Source organism: Streptomyces sp. ISL-10 (assembly GCF_018614575.1).
Taxonomy (GTDB): Bacteria; Actinomycetota; Actinomycetes; order Streptomycetales; family Streptomycetaceae; genus Streptomyces.
The window spans coordinates 130,684-146,478 of the sequence record NZ_JAGGOJ010000007.1; the positions used below are offsets into that span (position 1 = coordinate 130,684).

The 15,795-nt window shown below is 67.9% G+C and carries 17 protein-coding genes and 1 pseudogene; 12 read left to right on the forward strand and 6 right to left on the reverse strand.

All coding sequences use genetic code 11. The annotated features are described in order from the left end of the window. Nucleotides 1-4 precede the first annotated feature (4 nt). From J7E88_RS07280 to J7E88_RS07290, 3 genes are read left to right on the forward strand one after another with little or no spacing between them, the layout of a single operon-like run. Nucleotides 5-985, forward strand: a complete 981-nt coding sequence (locus J7E88_RS07280) for an LLM class flavin-dependent oxidoreductase (protein ID WP_215178499.1) — start codon at nucleotides 5-7, stop codon at nucleotides 983-985. Further along, complete coding sequence (locus tag J7E88_RS07285) at nucleotides 978-1,610, forward strand: flavoprotein (protein WP_215178501.1); 633 nt, start codon at nucleotides 978-980, stop codon at nucleotides 1,608-1,610. Before J7E88_RS07280 ends, J7E88_RS07285 begins: the two co-directional genes overlap by 8 nt. A 20-nt stretch (nucleotides 1,611-1,630) precedes the next feature. After that, nucleotides 1,631-2,551 (forward strand): hypothetical protein, encoded by a 921-nt coding sequence (locus J7E88_RS07290; protein ID WP_215178503.1) that lies wholly within the window; start codon nucleotides 1,631-1,633, stop codon nucleotides 2,549-2,551. Between the two features lie 102 nt (nucleotides 2,552-2,653). On the opposite strand, the gene J7E88_RS07295 is transcribed toward J7E88_RS07290, so the two are convergent. From J7E88_RS07295 to J7E88_RS07305, 3 genes are all read right to left on the reverse strand, one after another. Continuing rightward, on the reverse strand, nucleotides 2,654-3,055 hold the full coding sequence (locus tag J7E88_RS07295) for a transposase (protein WP_308307399.1): 402 nt from the start codon (nucleotides 3,053-3,055) through the stop codon (nucleotides 2,654-2,656). A 414-nt stretch (nucleotides 3,056-3,469) separates the two neighbouring features. Further along, nucleotides 3,470-4,891 (reverse strand): pitrilysin family protein, encoded by a 1,422-nt coding sequence (locus tag J7E88_RS36980; RefSeq protein WP_215178505.1) that lies wholly within the window; start codon nucleotides 4,889-4,891, stop codon nucleotides 3,470-3,472. 36 nt (nucleotides 4,892-4,927) lie between these two features. Then, a complete protein-coding gene (locus tag J7E88_RS07305; protein WP_308307400.1) occupies nucleotides 4,928-6,250 on the reverse strand; it encodes a pitrilysin family protein in 1,323 nt (440 codons plus the stop codon). A 149-nt stretch (nucleotides 6,251-6,399) separates the two neighbouring features. Between J7E88_RS07305 and lxmK the strand changes: the two genes are divergently transcribed. The 5 genes from lxmK (at nucleotide 6,400) to J7E88_RS07330 (ending at nucleotide 9,665) form a co-directional block, all read left to right on the forward strand. After that, a complete protein-coding gene (lxmK, locus tag J7E88_RS07310) occupies nucleotides 6,400-7,533 on the forward strand; it encodes a class V lanthionine synthetase subunit LxmK (protein ID WP_215178507.1) in 1,134 nt (377 codons plus the stop codon). Continuing rightward, nucleotides 7,530-8,510: a T3SS effector HopA1 family protein gene (locus tag J7E88_RS07315; RefSeq protein WP_215178509.1), complete on the forward strand. Its 981-nt coding sequence runs from the start codon at nucleotides 7,530-7,532 to the stop codon at nucleotides 8,508-8,510. The genes lxmK and J7E88_RS07315 overlap by 4 nt, the downstream gene beginning before the upstream one ends. Before the next feature lie 18 nt (nucleotides 8,511-8,528). Then, complete coding sequence (locus J7E88_RS07320; RefSeq protein ID WP_215178511.1) at nucleotides 8,529-8,867, forward strand: helix-turn-helix domain-containing protein; 339 nt, start codon at nucleotides 8,529-8,531, stop codon at nucleotides 8,865-8,867. Between the two features lie 304 nt (nucleotides 8,868-9,171). Then, nucleotides 9,172-9,363, forward strand: coding sequence for an LxmA leader domain family RiPP (locus J7E88_RS07325; RefSeq protein WP_215178513.1), 192 nt, complete (start codon nucleotides 9,172-9,174; stop codon nucleotides 9,361-9,363). 101 nt (nucleotides 9,364-9,464) lie between these two features. Next, complete coding sequence (locus J7E88_RS07330; RefSeq protein ID WP_215178515.1) at nucleotides 9,465-9,665, forward strand: LxmA leader domain family RiPP; 201 nt, start codon at nucleotides 9,465-9,467, stop codon at nucleotides 9,663-9,665. 92 nt (nucleotides 9,666-9,757) lie between these two features. Here J7E88_RS07330 and J7E88_RS35615 read toward each other — a convergent pair whose 3' ends face one another. The 3 genes from J7E88_RS35615 to J7E88_RS07340 form a co-directional block, all read right to left on the reverse strand. Continuing rightward, the gene (locus J7E88_RS35615; RefSeq protein WP_308307401.1) at nucleotides 9,758-10,111 is read right to left on the reverse strand and encodes a transcriptional regulator; all 354 of its coding nucleotides are present in this window, start codon (nucleotides 10,109-10,111) and stop codon (nucleotides 9,758-9,760) included. Beyond that, nucleotides 10,108-10,575, reverse strand: coding sequence for a hypothetical protein (locus J7E88_RS35620; RefSeq protein WP_251022261.1), 468 nt, complete (start codon nucleotides 10,573-10,575; stop codon nucleotides 10,108-10,110). Before J7E88_RS35620 ends, J7E88_RS35615 begins: the two co-directional genes overlap by 4 nt. A gap of 164 nt (nucleotides 10,576-10,739) precedes the next feature. After that, nucleotides 10,740-11,060 carry a hypothetical protein gene (locus tag J7E88_RS07340; RefSeq protein WP_215178519.1) on the reverse strand — a complete coding sequence of 107 codons (321 nt, stop codon included), beginning with the start codon at nucleotides 11,058-11,060 and terminating at the stop codon, nucleotides 10,740-10,742. Between the two features lie 252 nt (nucleotides 11,061-11,312). Between J7E88_RS07340 and J7E88_RS07345 the strand changes: the two genes are divergently transcribed. From J7E88_RS07345 to J7E88_RS07355, 4 genes and pseudogenes are all read left to right on the forward strand, one after another. After that, nucleotides 11,313-13,205: an ABC transporter ATP-binding protein gene (locus J7E88_RS07345; RefSeq protein ID WP_308307402.1), complete on the forward strand. Its 1,893-nt coding sequence runs from the start codon at nucleotides 11,313-11,315 to the stop codon at nucleotides 13,203-13,205. Nucleotides 13,206-13,267: 62 nt separating this feature from the next. After that, nucleotides 13,268-13,708, forward strand: a pseudogene (locus tag J7E88_RS35625) (CbrC family protein); the annotation flags it as partial. A gap of 103 nt (nucleotides 13,709-13,811) precedes the next feature. Beyond that, nucleotides 13,812-13,958: a CbrC family protein gene (locus tag J7E88_RS35630; RefSeq protein ID WP_251022308.1), complete on the forward strand. Its 147-nt coding sequence runs from the start codon at nucleotides 13,812-13,814 to the stop codon at nucleotides 13,956-13,958. 409 nt (nucleotides 13,959-14,367) lie between these two features. Beyond that, nucleotides 14,368-15,735 carry a beta-propeller fold lactonase family protein gene (locus J7E88_RS07355; RefSeq protein ID WP_215178520.1) on the forward strand — a complete coding sequence of 456 codons (1,368 nt, stop codon included), beginning with the start codon at nucleotides 14,368-14,370 and terminating at the stop codon, nucleotides 15,733-15,735. Nucleotides 15,736-15,795: the final 60 nt, after the last annotated feature.

The following is a 15,795-nucleotide window of genomic DNA, read 5'->3' on the forward strand; positions in this document are numbered from 1 at the left end:
AACCATGGCCCCCCGGCACAAAACCAGCATCATGTACCCGATCCAGCCCACGAACACCGGGCAGATCCTTCCCGTCGCCCGACTGCTGCAACGCCGTGGTTCGGGAAGGTTGTGGCTCGGGCAGTCCCTGCGCCTGGACACGCACCAACTCTTCGCGACCCTGGCCGGCATGGGACTACGGATCCCCATGGGCAGCGGAGTGACCCTCGCGCCCCTGCGGCACCCCTATGACGCCGCCGTGCAGGCGCGCTCCGTCGCCGCGCTCACCGGCGCACCGTACGTGGCCGGTATCGGCCCGGCCGCCCCGGAGTTCCAGGAATCCCTGCTGCCGGCCCGCTACGCCAAGCCCCTCACCGCGATGCGGGAGTACATGACCTCCATGCGGGAGCTGCTCGACGGCAAAGTGGCGCGCCACGACGGCGAATACCACTCCATCGACGCGCAACTCATCTCCCTGGACGCCCCGCCGGTCGAGCTCGGCCTCGGCGTGCTGCGCCCGCGGATGGCGCGGATGGCAGGCGCTGTCGCCGACGTGGCCGTCACCTGGATGACGCCCGCCGACTACGTCGCCGACACGCTGGTGCCCGCACTGGCCGAGGGTGCGGCGGAGGCAGGCCGCAAGGCCCCACGTGTCGCGACCGTGGTCCATGTCGCCGTCGCCCGGCCCGGTCGTGACATCCGCCTGGCGGCCCGCCGGGGCGCGGGCGCTCATCTCAGCGCCGCCCACTACACCGACATGCTGCGCCGGGCGGGGGTGCAGGCGTACGCGGACGATCCGGACGCGGGGGCGGACGCCTTGGTGGACGCGGGTGTATTCGTGTCCGGGACGCCCGACGAGATCGCGGCCGAACTCCACCGCTACCGGCTCAACGGCGTGGACGAGGTCGTGCTGAATCCGGCCGGCGTGATCCATACGGAAGGGCTGGGCGCCACCATGACCGATCTCCAGGAGATCCTCGCGGCCGAAGACCGGCTCCATGGCTGAAGCGACACAGGTGCCCGCGGGATCGGCGCCGGCATTCGGTGCCCGCAAAGTACTCTTCGTCGGAACCGGCGCCATCGGGGTGATGTTCATGCCGATGTGGGTCAACTGGCTGCGGACCGCGTACCCCGCTGTCGAGCTGCGGACGATGGTCACCCGGTCCGCAGAACGGTTCGTCACGCGGACCGCGCTCACGGCGTTCGCCGGCGACGAGGTACTGCGGGATGTGTGGCCGGACGAGCCCGAAGTGGGCGCTCGTCACGTCGAGCTCGCGCAGTGGCCGGACGCGATCGTGGTTCACCCGGCAACGTTCCACTTCGTCAGCCGCCTGGCGCTCGGCGTCGCCGACACGCCCCTCATGCTCGCCCTGCAATGCACCCGGGCACCCATCGCCGTCGCTCCGGCGTTGCCACCCTCCGGAGTGGAATCGTTCGCTTACCGGCAACACGTCGCGGCGCTCGAACAGCGCCCCAACGTGACCGTGGTGCCCCCGCAGCCCGGCTTCAGCGTGACAACCGGACGTATGGACGCCGCCGTCGCCACCCCGCTGCCCGAGGTCGTACCCGCACTCGAACGCCTCCGGGCGCGGCTGGCGGCCGGTGGCGCCGAGCACCGGGGCGCGCAGTGACGGGTACCACCGCGCCTCCGGTGGAGGAATTCGCTACCGGCTTCCTGCGGACAGCCGTCCACGCGGACGACCGCGGTTATGCGTGGGTCCGTCGGCCGGGCGCCGACCGTCCGGCACCCCTGACCCCTCCCAGCGCTCCCGTCCGCTCCGCGATCCGCTCCCTGGAGCCGACGAACCCGTTCCTGGCGCTCCCGGAGGTGGTCGGGGACGCCCTGCTCTACCGGGTCCCTGGGCCGGTCGCAGTGGCGAAGCTCTGCGTGGGGAGCGATCCCCGCCTCACTCCGGGGCGCGTCGCTTCGGCCATGGCCAGTACGGGCCATGGCCTGCGTCTGCTCCACACCGCGGATCCCTCCCTGGCAGCGTCCGGGCCGCCGGGCCCGGCCCGGCTGGCGGCATGGATGCGTCACGGCAGAGGACCGCGGGCCGCGACGGCCTTCCACACTGTGGTCCGCCGACGGCTCGGCACTGCCCGGTGGAGCCACGTGGAGGGCTGGTGCGAGTCGCTGGCCACCGATCTCGCGGACGGCGTCTTCCTGCACGGGGCACCGAGTCTGGGATCGGTCATCGCGGGGAGCGGGCCGGGAAGCGGCTGCCTGCTCACCGGTGAGGACGTGGCCCGCGGGCCCGCGGACTTCGATTTGGGCTGGCTGCTGGGAGAGTTCGCGGAATGGCGGATGACGCTCCTGCGCGGGACACCGGGCCTGGTCATGGACCCGCGGGACTACCACGCCGCTCTCGGCGGGCTGTGCCAGGCGTACGGTGTGCCGGCCGACCGGGTGGCGGCGGGGCGCGCGGCGGCGCTGCGGATCTTCACTCACGCGCACGACTTCGCCGCGTACATGGGATGGCATTCCGAACTGCTCGAGTACGCCTCGTCCATCGCGGAGCTGATCGACGAGGACGGCGCGCAGGCGCTGCCCGGCTCGCTTTCGGTCCTGTGAGCACCGCAAGGACACCGACACCCCCTGGCGGCAGTCGCCGCCAGGGGGTGTCGGACATCCGGATCAGCCGGCCTCAGCCGCGCCGGGCTGAGGGCGTGTGCTTCATCTTCCAGCGCGTGTAGGTTCGCCGCGGGATTCCCAAGATCTCGCAGAACCTCGAGACATTGATCCTGGCGTCCTCTCTGATTGCCTCGAGTTCTGAAAAGGGACGGTGCGGTATTCGCCCGACTTTCTCCGTACCCTCAATTGGACATACGCCTCACCCAGTGCCGTCTTCAGTTCCGTGATTTCGGAAAGGAGATCACGCTCACGCTGGGCGATGCGTGAGGCACCTCCTTCGAGGCTCGTACGTCCGCCATCCAGGAATTGTCGCTTCCAATTCCCCACGGACTGTTCGGACACGCCGGCCCGGCGGGCGGATTCGGCGATCGTGTGTTCCCCCGACAGAACCCCCAGGACGATCTTTAGTTTTTCGGCAGCTGGCATTACCGGAGGGCGTGACATCGCCTCTCGTCTCCATTTCAACACCCGCAGGGGCCCGCCGATCGACAGGCAACCCTGGCGTCAGATTTGCGGAGTGCCGCGTGGAACGGAGGTCATCCCGCTCCACCGACGTATCCCCTCGTGAACCGCATCGACTGCGAGACCAGGTCCAGGCATTTCGCCTGAAGACGCAGCTCAAACAGTCGTGAATCCGTTCACAAGCAGCGGTCAACCTCTTCTGATAATTTCACAGTTCCCCGTTGGAAAGATTCGGTCGATCTCTCAAGTGAAGCTCGTCGGCCGCGCGCGGAACGCGTAACGACACCAAGATCATATAGCTGGCGCATTATGCGGGCAACAAACTTGGGCCTTATTTGAGGTTGCCCAATACGGACTTTCCGAACCATCCGCCCTCGGGGGCGGCGTTGCCCGGAATCAGCTCGACGCGGCGCTCGCTGCGACGCCGCCTCCGCCCGCCGCACTCAACAGGGAGGCGAGCTTGCCCTCATCGCCGACAATGACCCCGCTGAAGGAATCGGGATCGAAGAACTCCCGTGCTGCGTCGGCGACTTGGCCCAGAGTGACGGTGCGCAGGAGCTCCGGGAACGTGGTCACCCGCTCCGGCTCATGCCCCAGAGAAACGGCCGTCATCACACTGGTGGCAAACCCCGCCTGGGAGGACAGAGCGAGCATTGCCATACCGATGGTGTACTCCCGGGCCGCGTCGATCTCCGCCGCGGACGGCGGGTCACCGACCAGACGCCCCAGCTCGGCGCGGATCTCACGGTAGGCCTGCGCCGTAGCCTCCGTAGCGGTGTCCGCCTCGATACCGACAACCAGCCGGTCCAGGTGGTCGTGGAAACCCGCATCCGCACGATAGGCCAGCCCCTTGGCTTCACGGAGGTTCGTGACCAGACGTGAGGAGAAGTAGCCACCGAATACCAGGCTGGCCAGACTCAGAGCGGGAAAACGGTCGTCGGTGCGTGCCACCACAGGGCGGACGAGTCTGATCTGCGACTGGACCGCGTCCGCCCGGGGCACGAGTGCGACCCGCCCGCCGGGCGTCGGCGGGAGCGTCGCCGGTGCCGTGATCGTCCCGGCACCGCCCCAGTCTTCGGTTGCAGCGGTCACCAGGTCCACAGCCCGCTCCGGATCGAGGTCCCCCACCAGTACCAGCGCGGTCCCTCGTGGACGTACGAGGGCCCTGTGCAACACCCGTACCGACTCGGCCGTGACGGCTTCCACCGGTGCAGGGAAAGGCACCTCCTGCAGACCGGGCATCTCTCCGTAGCAAAGCGCCAGCAGAGCCTCTTGCGCAATCACCTGCGGCTGCGCCCGGATCACGGAGATCTGACGCACCATCCGGAGACGTACCTGGCGGATCTCCTCCTCGTCGGGGGCACCGTGGGTCAGCGCGTCGGCCAGGGTGCCGAGCAGCGTACCCAGTGCGTGCGCGGGCGCCGATCCGGAGATGTGAAGCCACCGGGACGAGCGACTGGCGGCCAGGGTGACGCCGTGACGGCCCATTGCCGCGTCCATGCCCTCCCGGGAAGGACGCCCCTCACGGAACAAGGTGGTGGCCAGCACCTCGGCCGTGGCCACGTGCTCGAACGTGGCACCGGCGAAGGGCACCGACATCCGCATCTCGACCATCGGGATCGACGGGTGCCGGGCGGCGATCACCCGCAGCCCGTTGGGCAGGACCGTGTCGGCCATCGCCGGCGAGGTGTAGCGCCTGCGGACATCGAGGGCCGGCAGCGCGCGGGGGCCGGCAGCGGTGCGGCCGATCTCCTCGGCGCTGCGATGGGTACGGGCAGGCTCCCCCGAGGAAGCGCGGACCAAAGACGTATCGATCACGGATCAGCTTTCTGACAGGCTCGGGCGGAATATCAGCTACGGAGCGGGGCGGAGACTGAGCACGCCGCGTGAGTCCGGCCGCAGCGACTTGGCGGCCAGCGCGAGGTCCTCCGCGGTGACGGCGGCGAGCCGGCCGGGCAGTTCGTCCACCAGCTCGGCTCTGCCGAAGAGCACCTCCTGCGCACCGAGGGCGCGCGTCCGCGCCAGCAACATGTCGGCCTTGCGATGCATGCCCACGCTGCTCAACGCCGTGGCCCGCATCAGCTCCTCCTCGGCGGGGCCCTTCGCCGCCAAGTCCTCGAGCTCGCGGTCCAGCACGTCCAGCAACAGGTCGGTCGACGTCTCCTGCGGATGCGTCGCGACGCACAGGAACGTCTCGGGATCGCGGGCCTCCAGAGCACCGAAGAGACCGCAGCCGGTGCTCACATCCGTGACCAGCGGGGAGGCGCCATGGATCAGCCGGCGCTTGAGCCTGGACGACTCGCCCGAACCCGTGAGGACGGCGCAGAGCACCATGTGGGCCAGATAGGCGTCGAGATCGGAGAGCGGGTCCGGCATGCGGTAGCCGACCGCTGTGGCCGGCATCGGCGCATGGGGGTCGAGGTGCTCCCCCCTGAGCTCCTGATCGGGTGCCGGCTCGCTCAGGTCCACGGCCGGGGGCAGTCGCCGCGACGGGACATCCTGGAAGTGCCGGTGGACCAACTCGGCCGTCCGGGCAGGTTCGATGTCGCCGGCGATCGTCAGGACGGCGTTGCCCGGCGCGTAGTGGGCATCGAAGAACGCGGCACACTCGTCGACCGTGGCCCGCCCGAGATCGGTGAAATCCCCATAGCCGTTGTGCGCATTGGGATAGGTCCGGAACAGCAGGCCCGGCAGCACTGTCCAGGGGAAGCCGCCATAGGGCTTGTTCAGAACATTGAGCCGGATCTCCTCCTTGACCACGTTCACCTGGGTCCGCAGATTTTCTTCCGTCAGTCTCGGCGCGCGCATCCGATCGGCCTCGAGGAACAGAATTCGCTCCAGAGCGGCTGACGGAACCACTTGATAGAAATCCGTGTAGTCCTGATGCGTCGATCCGTTGGCGGTACCGCCTGCTGCTTGCACATGTCCGAAGTGCTCCATCCGGTCAACGCTCTCGCTGCCCTGGAACATCACATGCTCGAAGAGGTGGGCGAAGCCGGTGCGACCCTGGGGTTCGGACCGAAAACCTACGTCGTAGTGAACACTGACGCCGACAGCCGGAACGCCTGTTATCGGATAGAGAACTACCCGCAGACCGTTGGGCAGCGTGAAGCGTTGCAGGATCGGAGTGGCCATGCCGGGTACCTTATGGGATCCGGCCACCGGCAAAAAGGTCACAGAAAACCCGTTACTTTGGACCCGCAGAGCCGTGCCGCACCGGTACCGACGCACATCTCCCCCTTAGTCAGCCTCCCCCCAACACAACAACGGGCGATAGATGAGCCATCTGTTGTCGGCCCACCCGGCTGTCCCTACGCTCCGTGATCGTGATTACAGATCAAGAATCGAAGCCCTCGCTGACCCGCGCCCGCTTCGATCCGGTTCAACTGGAGAAGGCCCCAGAGGTCGAGATGTTCCTCGAACGGCTCGGTCTGGGCCGCTTCGACCCGGACACCGTCGTGGCCCATATCGGCCGCAATGACAACTGGGCCGGTACGACCAGCACCGGCGCCGGGGTGTTCGTCAAGCGGGTCGGCGGCGAACCCGCCGACGTACTGCGGCGGTTCCACCGCATCATGGCCTTCGAGGAGATCGCGTCACGCTTCAGCGGAACAGAACTCCGGGCTCCCGAACTGCTCGGGTCGGACGAGGAGCAGCGTCTGGTCGCCTTCACACGGCTCGAAGACGCCCGATCCGGGTCCGAACTGTCCGCCGACGACGACTTCGACGACGACATGTGCCGCAGGGCCGGCCGCATCCTCGGAATCCTGCACTCGCTGTCGCTCGAGACCGGAACCCTGGACAGCACCCCCCACCCGACACCGCCGATGGACGACTTCGATGCGCTGTCGATGCCGGTCTACATCCACTCCGCGTTCGCCGAAGTCGAGTCCTGGGCACTCCTCCAGCCGGACGCCGAACTGATCGCGGCCCTGTACGGGTTGCGCCGCCGGGAAGCGGACGCGCCCATGGTGCCTGCCCATTGCGACGTCCGACTCGACCAGTTCCTCCTCGCCGGTGATGACCTCTATCTGACCGACTGGGAGGAATTCCGCTTCGGCGACGCCGCCCGAGACGTCGGCGGATTCGTCGGCGAATGGCTGTACCGGGCGATCCAGGGCATCCCCAAGTCCATCAGCGAGGACCCCGGGTACAGCTTCGGCCGCGAGGCATCCCACGAGGACATCCTCGCCCACGGGGCCCGCGAAATAGACCGTCTGCGCCCCCGGATCGAAGCGTTCCGGGGTGGGTACCGCGAAACGCGCGCCACGACCGAGGAAGGCTTCATGACCCGGGTCGCGGCTTTCGCCGGCTGGCACATGATCGACCGCATGCTCGCCGGTGCCAAATTCGGAACGCGGCTGACGGCCGGCGACCGCGCGGCCGCCGGCATCGGACGCACGGTGCTGCTGGCACCGCAGAACTTCACCTCCGTACTCGGTCTGGAAGGCACCTCATGACGACCGCCATTGGGCTCATCGCTCCCGAGATCTCCGAGGAGCTCGGACAGATCGAGGTCGCCGAGGGGGGCTTGACCGCCGTCGTCGGAGACGAGGAACTGGACGCCAAGACCCCAGGCGACCTCGCCAAGAAGCTCGGCGGACTCTTCTACCAGAATCTGCATGCCGGCATGGCGGAGCAGGGCGACACCACCCGGCAACGAAGCCTGCGCGACGACGACTTCGACCAGCGGCTCTTCGCCGCTATGCCCCACCGGACCACGCTCGTCCAGGCGACCGTGCTCAGCGATGTCCCCGGGGCGGACAGCGTGACAGTCCTGCTCGACGGCCTGCGGGTACGCATCCCCCGTGATCGCATCGCCGACCGGCTGCCGGACGCGGACTCCGATCTCGTCACCCTTCACATCCCGGCGCCGCGACCCGCCCTTTCGACCGGGTTCTTCCTGACCGACGGCTCCCGCGGACGTGTCACGGGGTCCCAGATGCTGCGCCTCTACATACACCTGACCGACGCGGAGTCGGCCCCGGATGCCTGGAGGACGGTGTTGTCGCGGATGGAGGAGCTGGAGCTCCGCTACCGGGCCAAGGTCACCTCGTCCCTGAAACACTTCCCGCGCCGCGACGCACTGGTGGTCTATCTCGGCCCGGATGCCTGGCATGCGGCGGGCGAGATCGCGGCCTCCGTCCAGGGATTGCCCGGTCTGGGCTCCGCCACCTCCCCGTTCGTCCGCCGGGTGGCCGATGGGGTGGGTGCGGCCTGGGAGCCCGACGACCCGCGGCCCGGCAAGGGCAAGCTGAGCTTCGGCGAGCATCGCTGCCAAGTTCTCGCCGAGGCCCTGGTGGGACACGCGGTCCGGGCCGACGGCGTCGCACGCGAGGCCGTCGTCGCCGAGGCGTTCCTCAACGCCGGGACGGACCCGCTGATGCCGGCCCGGAATCTGGACTCTCCGGTGCTGCCGGGAATCGGCCTGGTATGACCACCAGGCCGTGAGCGGATGGAAGACAGCACGTACGACCCACCGCCCCAGGCACTCTCCGTCGAAGACAAGGTCAGCATCGTCCTGAGTGTCATCTCGGGCCGGGAATCGGTTGCCGAGGCAGCCGGACGGCGCACGAACATATCGGAGCAGGCCATCGAGGACTGGCGTGAGGCGTTCATCGAAGGCGGACTGCTGGGACTTCAGGGGGCCGACGCACACCGCCCGCCTCTGCGGGAGAGCCGGCTCGTTGCAGAGATGACAGAGCTCAAGACCGCTCTGGGAGAGGTATGCCTTGAACTGAATGTATGGCAGGCGTTGAGAAGACACCGACGCCGGACACCCGATAAGAAATGATCGACCCCTCAAGGCGCTCACAGCCGTGCAGCCCTCACCATTCCTGGTGGGGGCTGCATGCATTCCTGCTGCCGGTATTCCTGCGCAGCGAGTCCCCGTCATGCCCAGACTTGTACCGGGGCATATCTTTGACAGCTCCGGTCAGTGAGCCACTTGTTGTGGCCGGGGGAGACAACGCGCAGGTCGCGAAGGCGGGCGAGCCAATCAACGATAATTTTTCCGTGGCGTTCCGGGCAGTCCATGCGATCGAATAGAGGCAGGGCAGGAAGAACCCGCCCTGAAACTCGATCAGTGAAGGATCGCCGTGAACACCGCAGACCAGCTCCTCGCCGGCTACACCGCCTACACCACCGCCGAGGACTTCGGCGCCAGCGCGGACAACCAGTCCCCGGCGGCGACGCCCACCATCACCACGGTTTCCTCCCCCGAGTGCATCTACTTCTCCCTCGGTGCCTCCGCGGGCAGCATCGCCAGCACCAAGGCCTGGGGCTGCTGATCAGCAACCGCTGATTGTCCCGGTGGGTGCCCGCCTGAAAAAGGCGGACATTCGGGCAGAAGTATTTCGCACTTTCCCATAGCATTCAGTAAAGGATTCTCATGAACACCGCAGACCAGCTCCTCGCCGGCTACACCGCCTACACCAACGCCGAGGAGTTCGGCGCCGGCGTGTCGGCCGACGCCCCGGCCATCACGCCGACGGTCCTGAGCTTCATCGGTGGCTCCAGCGGCGGCTGCGGCGCGGCTGTCAGCGCCATCAGCGGCGCCGGCGTCTCGGCCACGGCGAACTGGGGCTGCTGAACCAGCTCCCGCCCGCAGATTCACACCCACCGCTGGGTGCCTGACTCCCCCCAGGCACCCAGCGGTGTTTTCTGCCCGCCCGGACAGGGGCCCTAGCTCTCCTCATGCTCGGCGTGGCCAGGGGCCTGCCCATGTGCGCCCGCCCTCCGAGAGGCTTCCGCGAGGGCTTCGAGCGCGGTGAGGTGCGCGGCGAGCGCCTGCCTGCCGTTCAGGGTGAGCGCCACCCAAGTCCGGGGGCGCTTACCGAGATACCCCTTTCGCACACTCACGTAGCCGGCTTTCTCCAGCGCCGCGACCGTCTTGCTCATCACGGAGTCCGTGACCCCGCAGTAGTCCCGCACCGTGCCGAAGTCGGCCTCCGCGCAACCGGAGAGGAACGCCGCCACGGTGAGCCGGGTCGGATGATGGATCTCTTTGTCCAGGCCGGGAACGTCCGCACGGTTCACGACGACTCCAGAGCGCGGGCACGCCGACGGGCGGCCCCTACCCAGGACCCAGCCCCGGCGACCACACCGAACCCGAGGAACCAGCCGGCCGTGCCATAGGGGATCGCCAGCAGGAGGCCCGCGACGAATGGCACGAGGGGCGAGCCCCAGGAACGCCATGACGCCCCCCGCTCGCGCCGGTCGAACCAGGGAGCAATCCCGGAGCTGCGCATCATGATCCAGGTCACCGCGAGAAAGCCGACGGAGCAGAGCATGGCTGTCGCGAGGAACCAGCCCTGCCACTGGGGCCACATGCGTGCCGCGCCGAAGCCGGTGAATCCCGCGGCGAGCAACAGCCCGTGCGTGGCGGGATACCAGCCAGGCACCACTTGGGGGCGCCGAGCCGCGGTCTGCGCGGCACGCGCGCCGCGCAGTGCCGCCGCGGCGGACTCTGCGCTCGGCTGCATCGCTCCTGAGGTGTTCATCAGTTCTCCGGCTTCTGGTGTCGACGAGGGGCGCTTACGTATTCCAGCCTGGCATGAACTTTCCAGTCTGGCAAGTACTTTCCATCAACAGGCCCCGGGCATGCGAGAGCCCCTCCGGACGGGATCCCGGAGGGGCTCTCGCGGCGGTGGCCTCAAGCGGCCGGTCACCTCCCCTGGGCCGCCTTCACCTCCCGTGCCAGCTCGGTGGCGGCCGTCAGGCTCAGACCCGGGAGCTCCAGCCGCAAGGCCCGTATGGCCGACACCTCATGGCTCACGGGGTCAATGCCTTCACGCTCAAGGATTCCCCGGGCCCAACGCAGCCGCGGCTCGCCGGCCCGCTCCGACAGGTCGTCCAGGATCCGCGCGGCGCGCCGCAGTCCGGGGAGCTCGTCAGCGGGGGCATCCGACAGGGCCTGGTGCACCGCATCACGAGCGTCGCCGAGGTCGCTGAGCGCAATCAGATGCGTTTCCTTCTTGCTGAACATGCCCGTTCCTTCTCTCTCGCCGACCTTCTGAACCAACCACTGCACCCAACCGTCCGGGAAGTCAGGATGGTTGACGTCCGGTCACGCTACAGGCAGCCATCGGCCTCGGTGACAACCGCCCGAAAGGAGCCGCGCATCAACGCCAACTTTGAGGCGCCCGGGACTGGGCCAATTCACAAGAACCGGGGCACCTCCCTCGGGGCAGCGCCGAAGGATCAAGAATTGTCGTTACTTTGTTCGCGCGAGCGTGTGGTGGACTGGCTCGTACCCAGACGCCGGATGCCTGACAGGGGCCATCACCATCGCCGCCGCCATCGCGATACGGATGAACTCGTGAATCCCGGAAATTCTCACACGAGGTGGAACAAGCGAATGCCAGTCGCCCGTAAGAAATCTGCCCCGGGACTGCGGTTGGGCGCATATCTGGCCGGTGGAGACCGCCTGCAGCTAGTATTCGCGGCCCTGTTGGCACTGATATCGACGGCCGCGACATTGGCAGTACCACTGATGGTCAGAGACCTCGTGGAAGCACTTTCGGGAACCCGCGGACTGCTGTGGCCGGTCGCCTTGATGACCGCAGTCGCCATCGCCGGAGCACTCTCGGCGACCATCTCCGGTTATCTGCTCTCCCGTATCGGCGAACAGATGATCCTGAGACTGCGTTCGCGCGTCATGGACCACACCATGCGGCTTCCTTTGCGCGAGGTCCGAACCCAAGGTCCGGGCAACCTCGTCGCACGTGTCACCTCCGACGCGATGATGCTGCGCTCCGTGATCGATGTCGGGGCGATCCAGCTTCCGCTGTCGATCATTACCGTCCTGGCCACCCTGGTCGTCATGAGCGTGCTCGACTGGGTGCTCGTCCTGATCACCGTAGGGTCCTTCGCCCTGGCCGGTGCTGTCATCGGCCTGGTGATCGTCCGCGTACGACGCAGCATCGTCGCCCAGCAGACAGCCCTCGGCGAACTGGCGCAGCGCTTCACCGCCACACTCGCCGCGCTGCCGACCATCAAGGCCTACCGTGCCGAGGAACACGCGACCGCCTCCCTGGCCCAAGACGCCACCGAGCTGACGGAATCCACACTCTTCAGCGCCCGGCTGCAATCACTCATCGGCCCCGTGATGGGCCTCGGCCAGCAGATCGCCCTCGTCAGCATCATTCTCGGTGGCGGCGCCAGGATGGCCTCCGGCGATCTGTCCATGCCGGACTTCACGGCTTTCCTTCTCTACCTGCTCCAACTCGTCGCTCCAGTCGCGATCGTGGCCTCCAGCATCAGCCAATTGCAGGCGGGGCTCGCCGCCCGCACGCGCTTCGACGAGCTGCTGTCGCTTCCCCAGGAAGCCGACGACACGGCCACCACCGGCCCCGTGCCGGTCGAGGGCGCACCGGGTGTCGAATTCAGCGACATCGCCTTCGGTTACGACGGCGAGCCGGTCCTGGGGAACCTGACCTTCTCGGCACCTCGCCGCGGGCTCACCGCGCTCGTCGGGCACTCGGGAGCGGGGAAGTCCACGGTGCTGACGCTCATCGAACGATTTGTGCATCCGGACAAGGGCACGATCCGCGTCCTGGGGCATGACGTGAAGGACTGGCCGCTGAACGACCTCCGTCGGCGTGTGGCCTACGTAGACCAGAGTTTCACCTTGCTCGAAGGGACGGTACGCGACAACCTCCTGCTGGGTTGCGACGCAGCACCTGGCGACGACGTACTCCTCAACGCCCTCGACTCCGTGGCGCTGCGCGACGAGGTGCTGCGGCTTCCCGACGGGCTCGATACGCTCCTCGGACGTGCGACGGACCTCTCGGGCGGACAACGCCAGCGCCTCGCCCTGGCGCGCGTACTGCTCACCGACGCCGACGTGGTCCTGCTGGACGAACCCACCTCGCAACTGGACAGCATCAACGAACAGCGTCTGCGCGACCTGGTTACGCGGCTTGCGCAGGACCGCTCCGTGGTCGTCGTGGCCCACCGTCTGTCCACCGTGCAGCATGCCGATCACGTACTGATCATGGAGTCCGGTCACGCCCTGGATGCCGGAACGCACCAGGAACTGCTCGCCCGCTGCCCGCAGTACCAGGACCTCGTCCGCAATCAGCAGTGGTCGGCGAATGAAGCCGGAGCCCCGCAAGGCGTGCCTGTCTAGCTCCTCCTGGCGTGCCGTCAATTCCGCGACCTCATTGACGTTGCGGTGTTTTGGTACGCCCCATGCGGCACCCACGCGGTGTTCGCAGCCGCCGCCGGACCGCAGTCGGCGGCCGAACAGAGCCTGCCCCGGCAGCTGTTCACCCAGCTCGGGGAAGGGGCGCTCCTCTCGCCGACCGAGGCTTTCACGGCTTCGAGCAGGCCGCCCGCGCCACCAGCGCGGGCGGCCTGCTGTGGCGGGTCCGCGGCAACGCGGCCCTGCCGGTGGTGAAGGCCCTGGGCGACGGCTCCTCCTGTGTCTGCTGCGGGCGGTCGCGGGGGTACGTCCATACGGGCCCGGTGTACGCGGTCGAGACGCCTTCCAACCCGCTGTGCCCGTGGTGCATCGCGGACGGCAGCGCGGCCGTGGAGTACGAAGCGCACTTCATCGGCGATCCGATCGGAGACGATGTGCCGCTCGCGGTCGTGACGTCCCTTGACGCGCGTACGCCGGGCTTCTCCTCCTGGCAGGACCCGCGGTGGTTCTTCCACTGCGGTGACGGCGCTGCGTTCCTGGGAGCGGTAGGGGCGGGCCGAGCTGGCTGCGTTCCCGGATGCGCTGGAGGCGCTGCGCAGCGAGGCCGCAGCGTGGGGGTGGGCCGACGAGGCAGTGGAGAGCTACGTCGGTGCTCTGAACAAGGACAGTCAGCCCACCGGCTACCTCTTCATGTGCCGCACCTGCGGGCGCCACATGGCGTACGCGGACTTCACGTAGCCGCAGCCAGGTGGTTGGGGCGCGTCGTCGATGAGCTGGCGGGCGAAGCGTTCGGCGTGTGCCACCCCGGCCGCAGGACGCGGGAGCTGTTCAGTTCGAGGTAGCGGGGGTGGTCCGCGTGGGGCGGGGCCGGAAGGGGGATTCGGGTCGTCCGTACGGCCGCAGCCAGACGCCTCCGCCGGGGAACGGGCGGATCCGGACTTAGCGTCGGCTGCGGCGCTCTTCAGCGCTGCGGCGAGCCCCGCACGTCCATGACGGGGCATCAATCGCCGAGTCCCAGGAGCACTCGCATACACCTCGGTGGGATGCGCTGTAGGAGGTCTTCATGTCAGGAATCGCGGTCCGGGGGGCTTCGGAGCCGGGGAACGGGGGGCGAAGCCGCGGGGGCGGGGGGTCGTGGTGGGTGCTGGTGCGGGCCTGGGTGGCGGGAGTGGCGGTCCTGGCGGGCCTGGCCGTCCCGGTCACCGTGGCCACGCCCGCGGCCGCGCAAACCGGAACCTTCGCCTACGTCGCCAACTTCGACGATGACACCGTGTCGGTGATCGACACCGCCGGCAACACCGTCGTCGACACCATTGCCGTCGGCGACCGCCCCCGGGCGGTAGCGGTCGCCCCGGACGGTTCGCGCGTCTACGTCGCCAACGCCGGCGATCTGAGCCTGTCGGTGATCGACACCACTGGCAACACCGTCATCGACACCATCACCCTCGGCGCCGTTCCCTTTGAGGTGGCGGTCACCCCCGACGGCTCCAGCCTCTACGTCACCCACGCCTTCAATGACACGGTGTCCGTGATCGACACCGCCACCAACACCGTCGTCGACACCATTACCGTCGGCGACAACCCGATTGGAGTGGCGGTCACCCCGGACGGTTCGCGCGCCTACGTCACCAACACCGGCGATAACACCGTGTCGGTGATCGACATCGCCACCAACACCGTCGTCGACACCATTACCGTCGGCGACAACCCGATTGGAGTGGCGGTCACCCCGGACGGTTCGCGCGCCTACGTCACCAACACCGGTGATAACACCGTGTCGGTGATCGACATCGCTACCAACACCGTGATCACCACCATCCCCGTCGGTAGCCAGCCCGTCGGGGTGGCGGTTGCCCCGGACGGTACTCGCGTCTACGTCACCAACGCCGCCGATGACACCGTGTCGGTGATCGACGTCGCTGCCAACGCCGTGATCGACACCGTCCCCGTCGGCGACAACCCGCAGGATGTGGCGGCTACCCCGGACAGCAGCCGCGTCTACGTCACCAACTTCAACGATGACACCGTGTCGGTGATCGACACGACCACCAACACGGTCATCGACACCATCACCGTCGGCGACAGTCCCCTTGGTGTGGCGATCGGGACCGTCGAAGAGCGGATCCCGACCCGGCTGAGGCTGAAGGCGGAGAAGGACAAGAAGGGGAAGGACTCAAAGGAGTCGAAGGAGTCGAAGGGCAGGGACGGCCTCAAACTGATCGCCCGGCTGACCGCCGAGGGCGAGCCCCTGGAGGGCGAGACCATCACCTTCACCACCGACACCACCACGCTGTGCACCGTCACCACCAACGACAAGGGCAAGGCGACCTGCAAGGTCCGCGGCCAGCGTGACAAGGACACCTGTTACACCGCCACCTTCGCCGGTGACGACACCTACCTGCCCTCCACCGCCACATTCTGCAAGCAGCACGACCACGACAAGCCCGACACACGGTCGGGACTGCCAGGCCAGCGCGACATCCACAGCCCGCTCCTGTCGCAGACGGGGGCATGAGCCCGCCCGGCCGAACCTCGACGACCTCCCCCTCGCATCCAGCGATTCGGTGACTGTTCC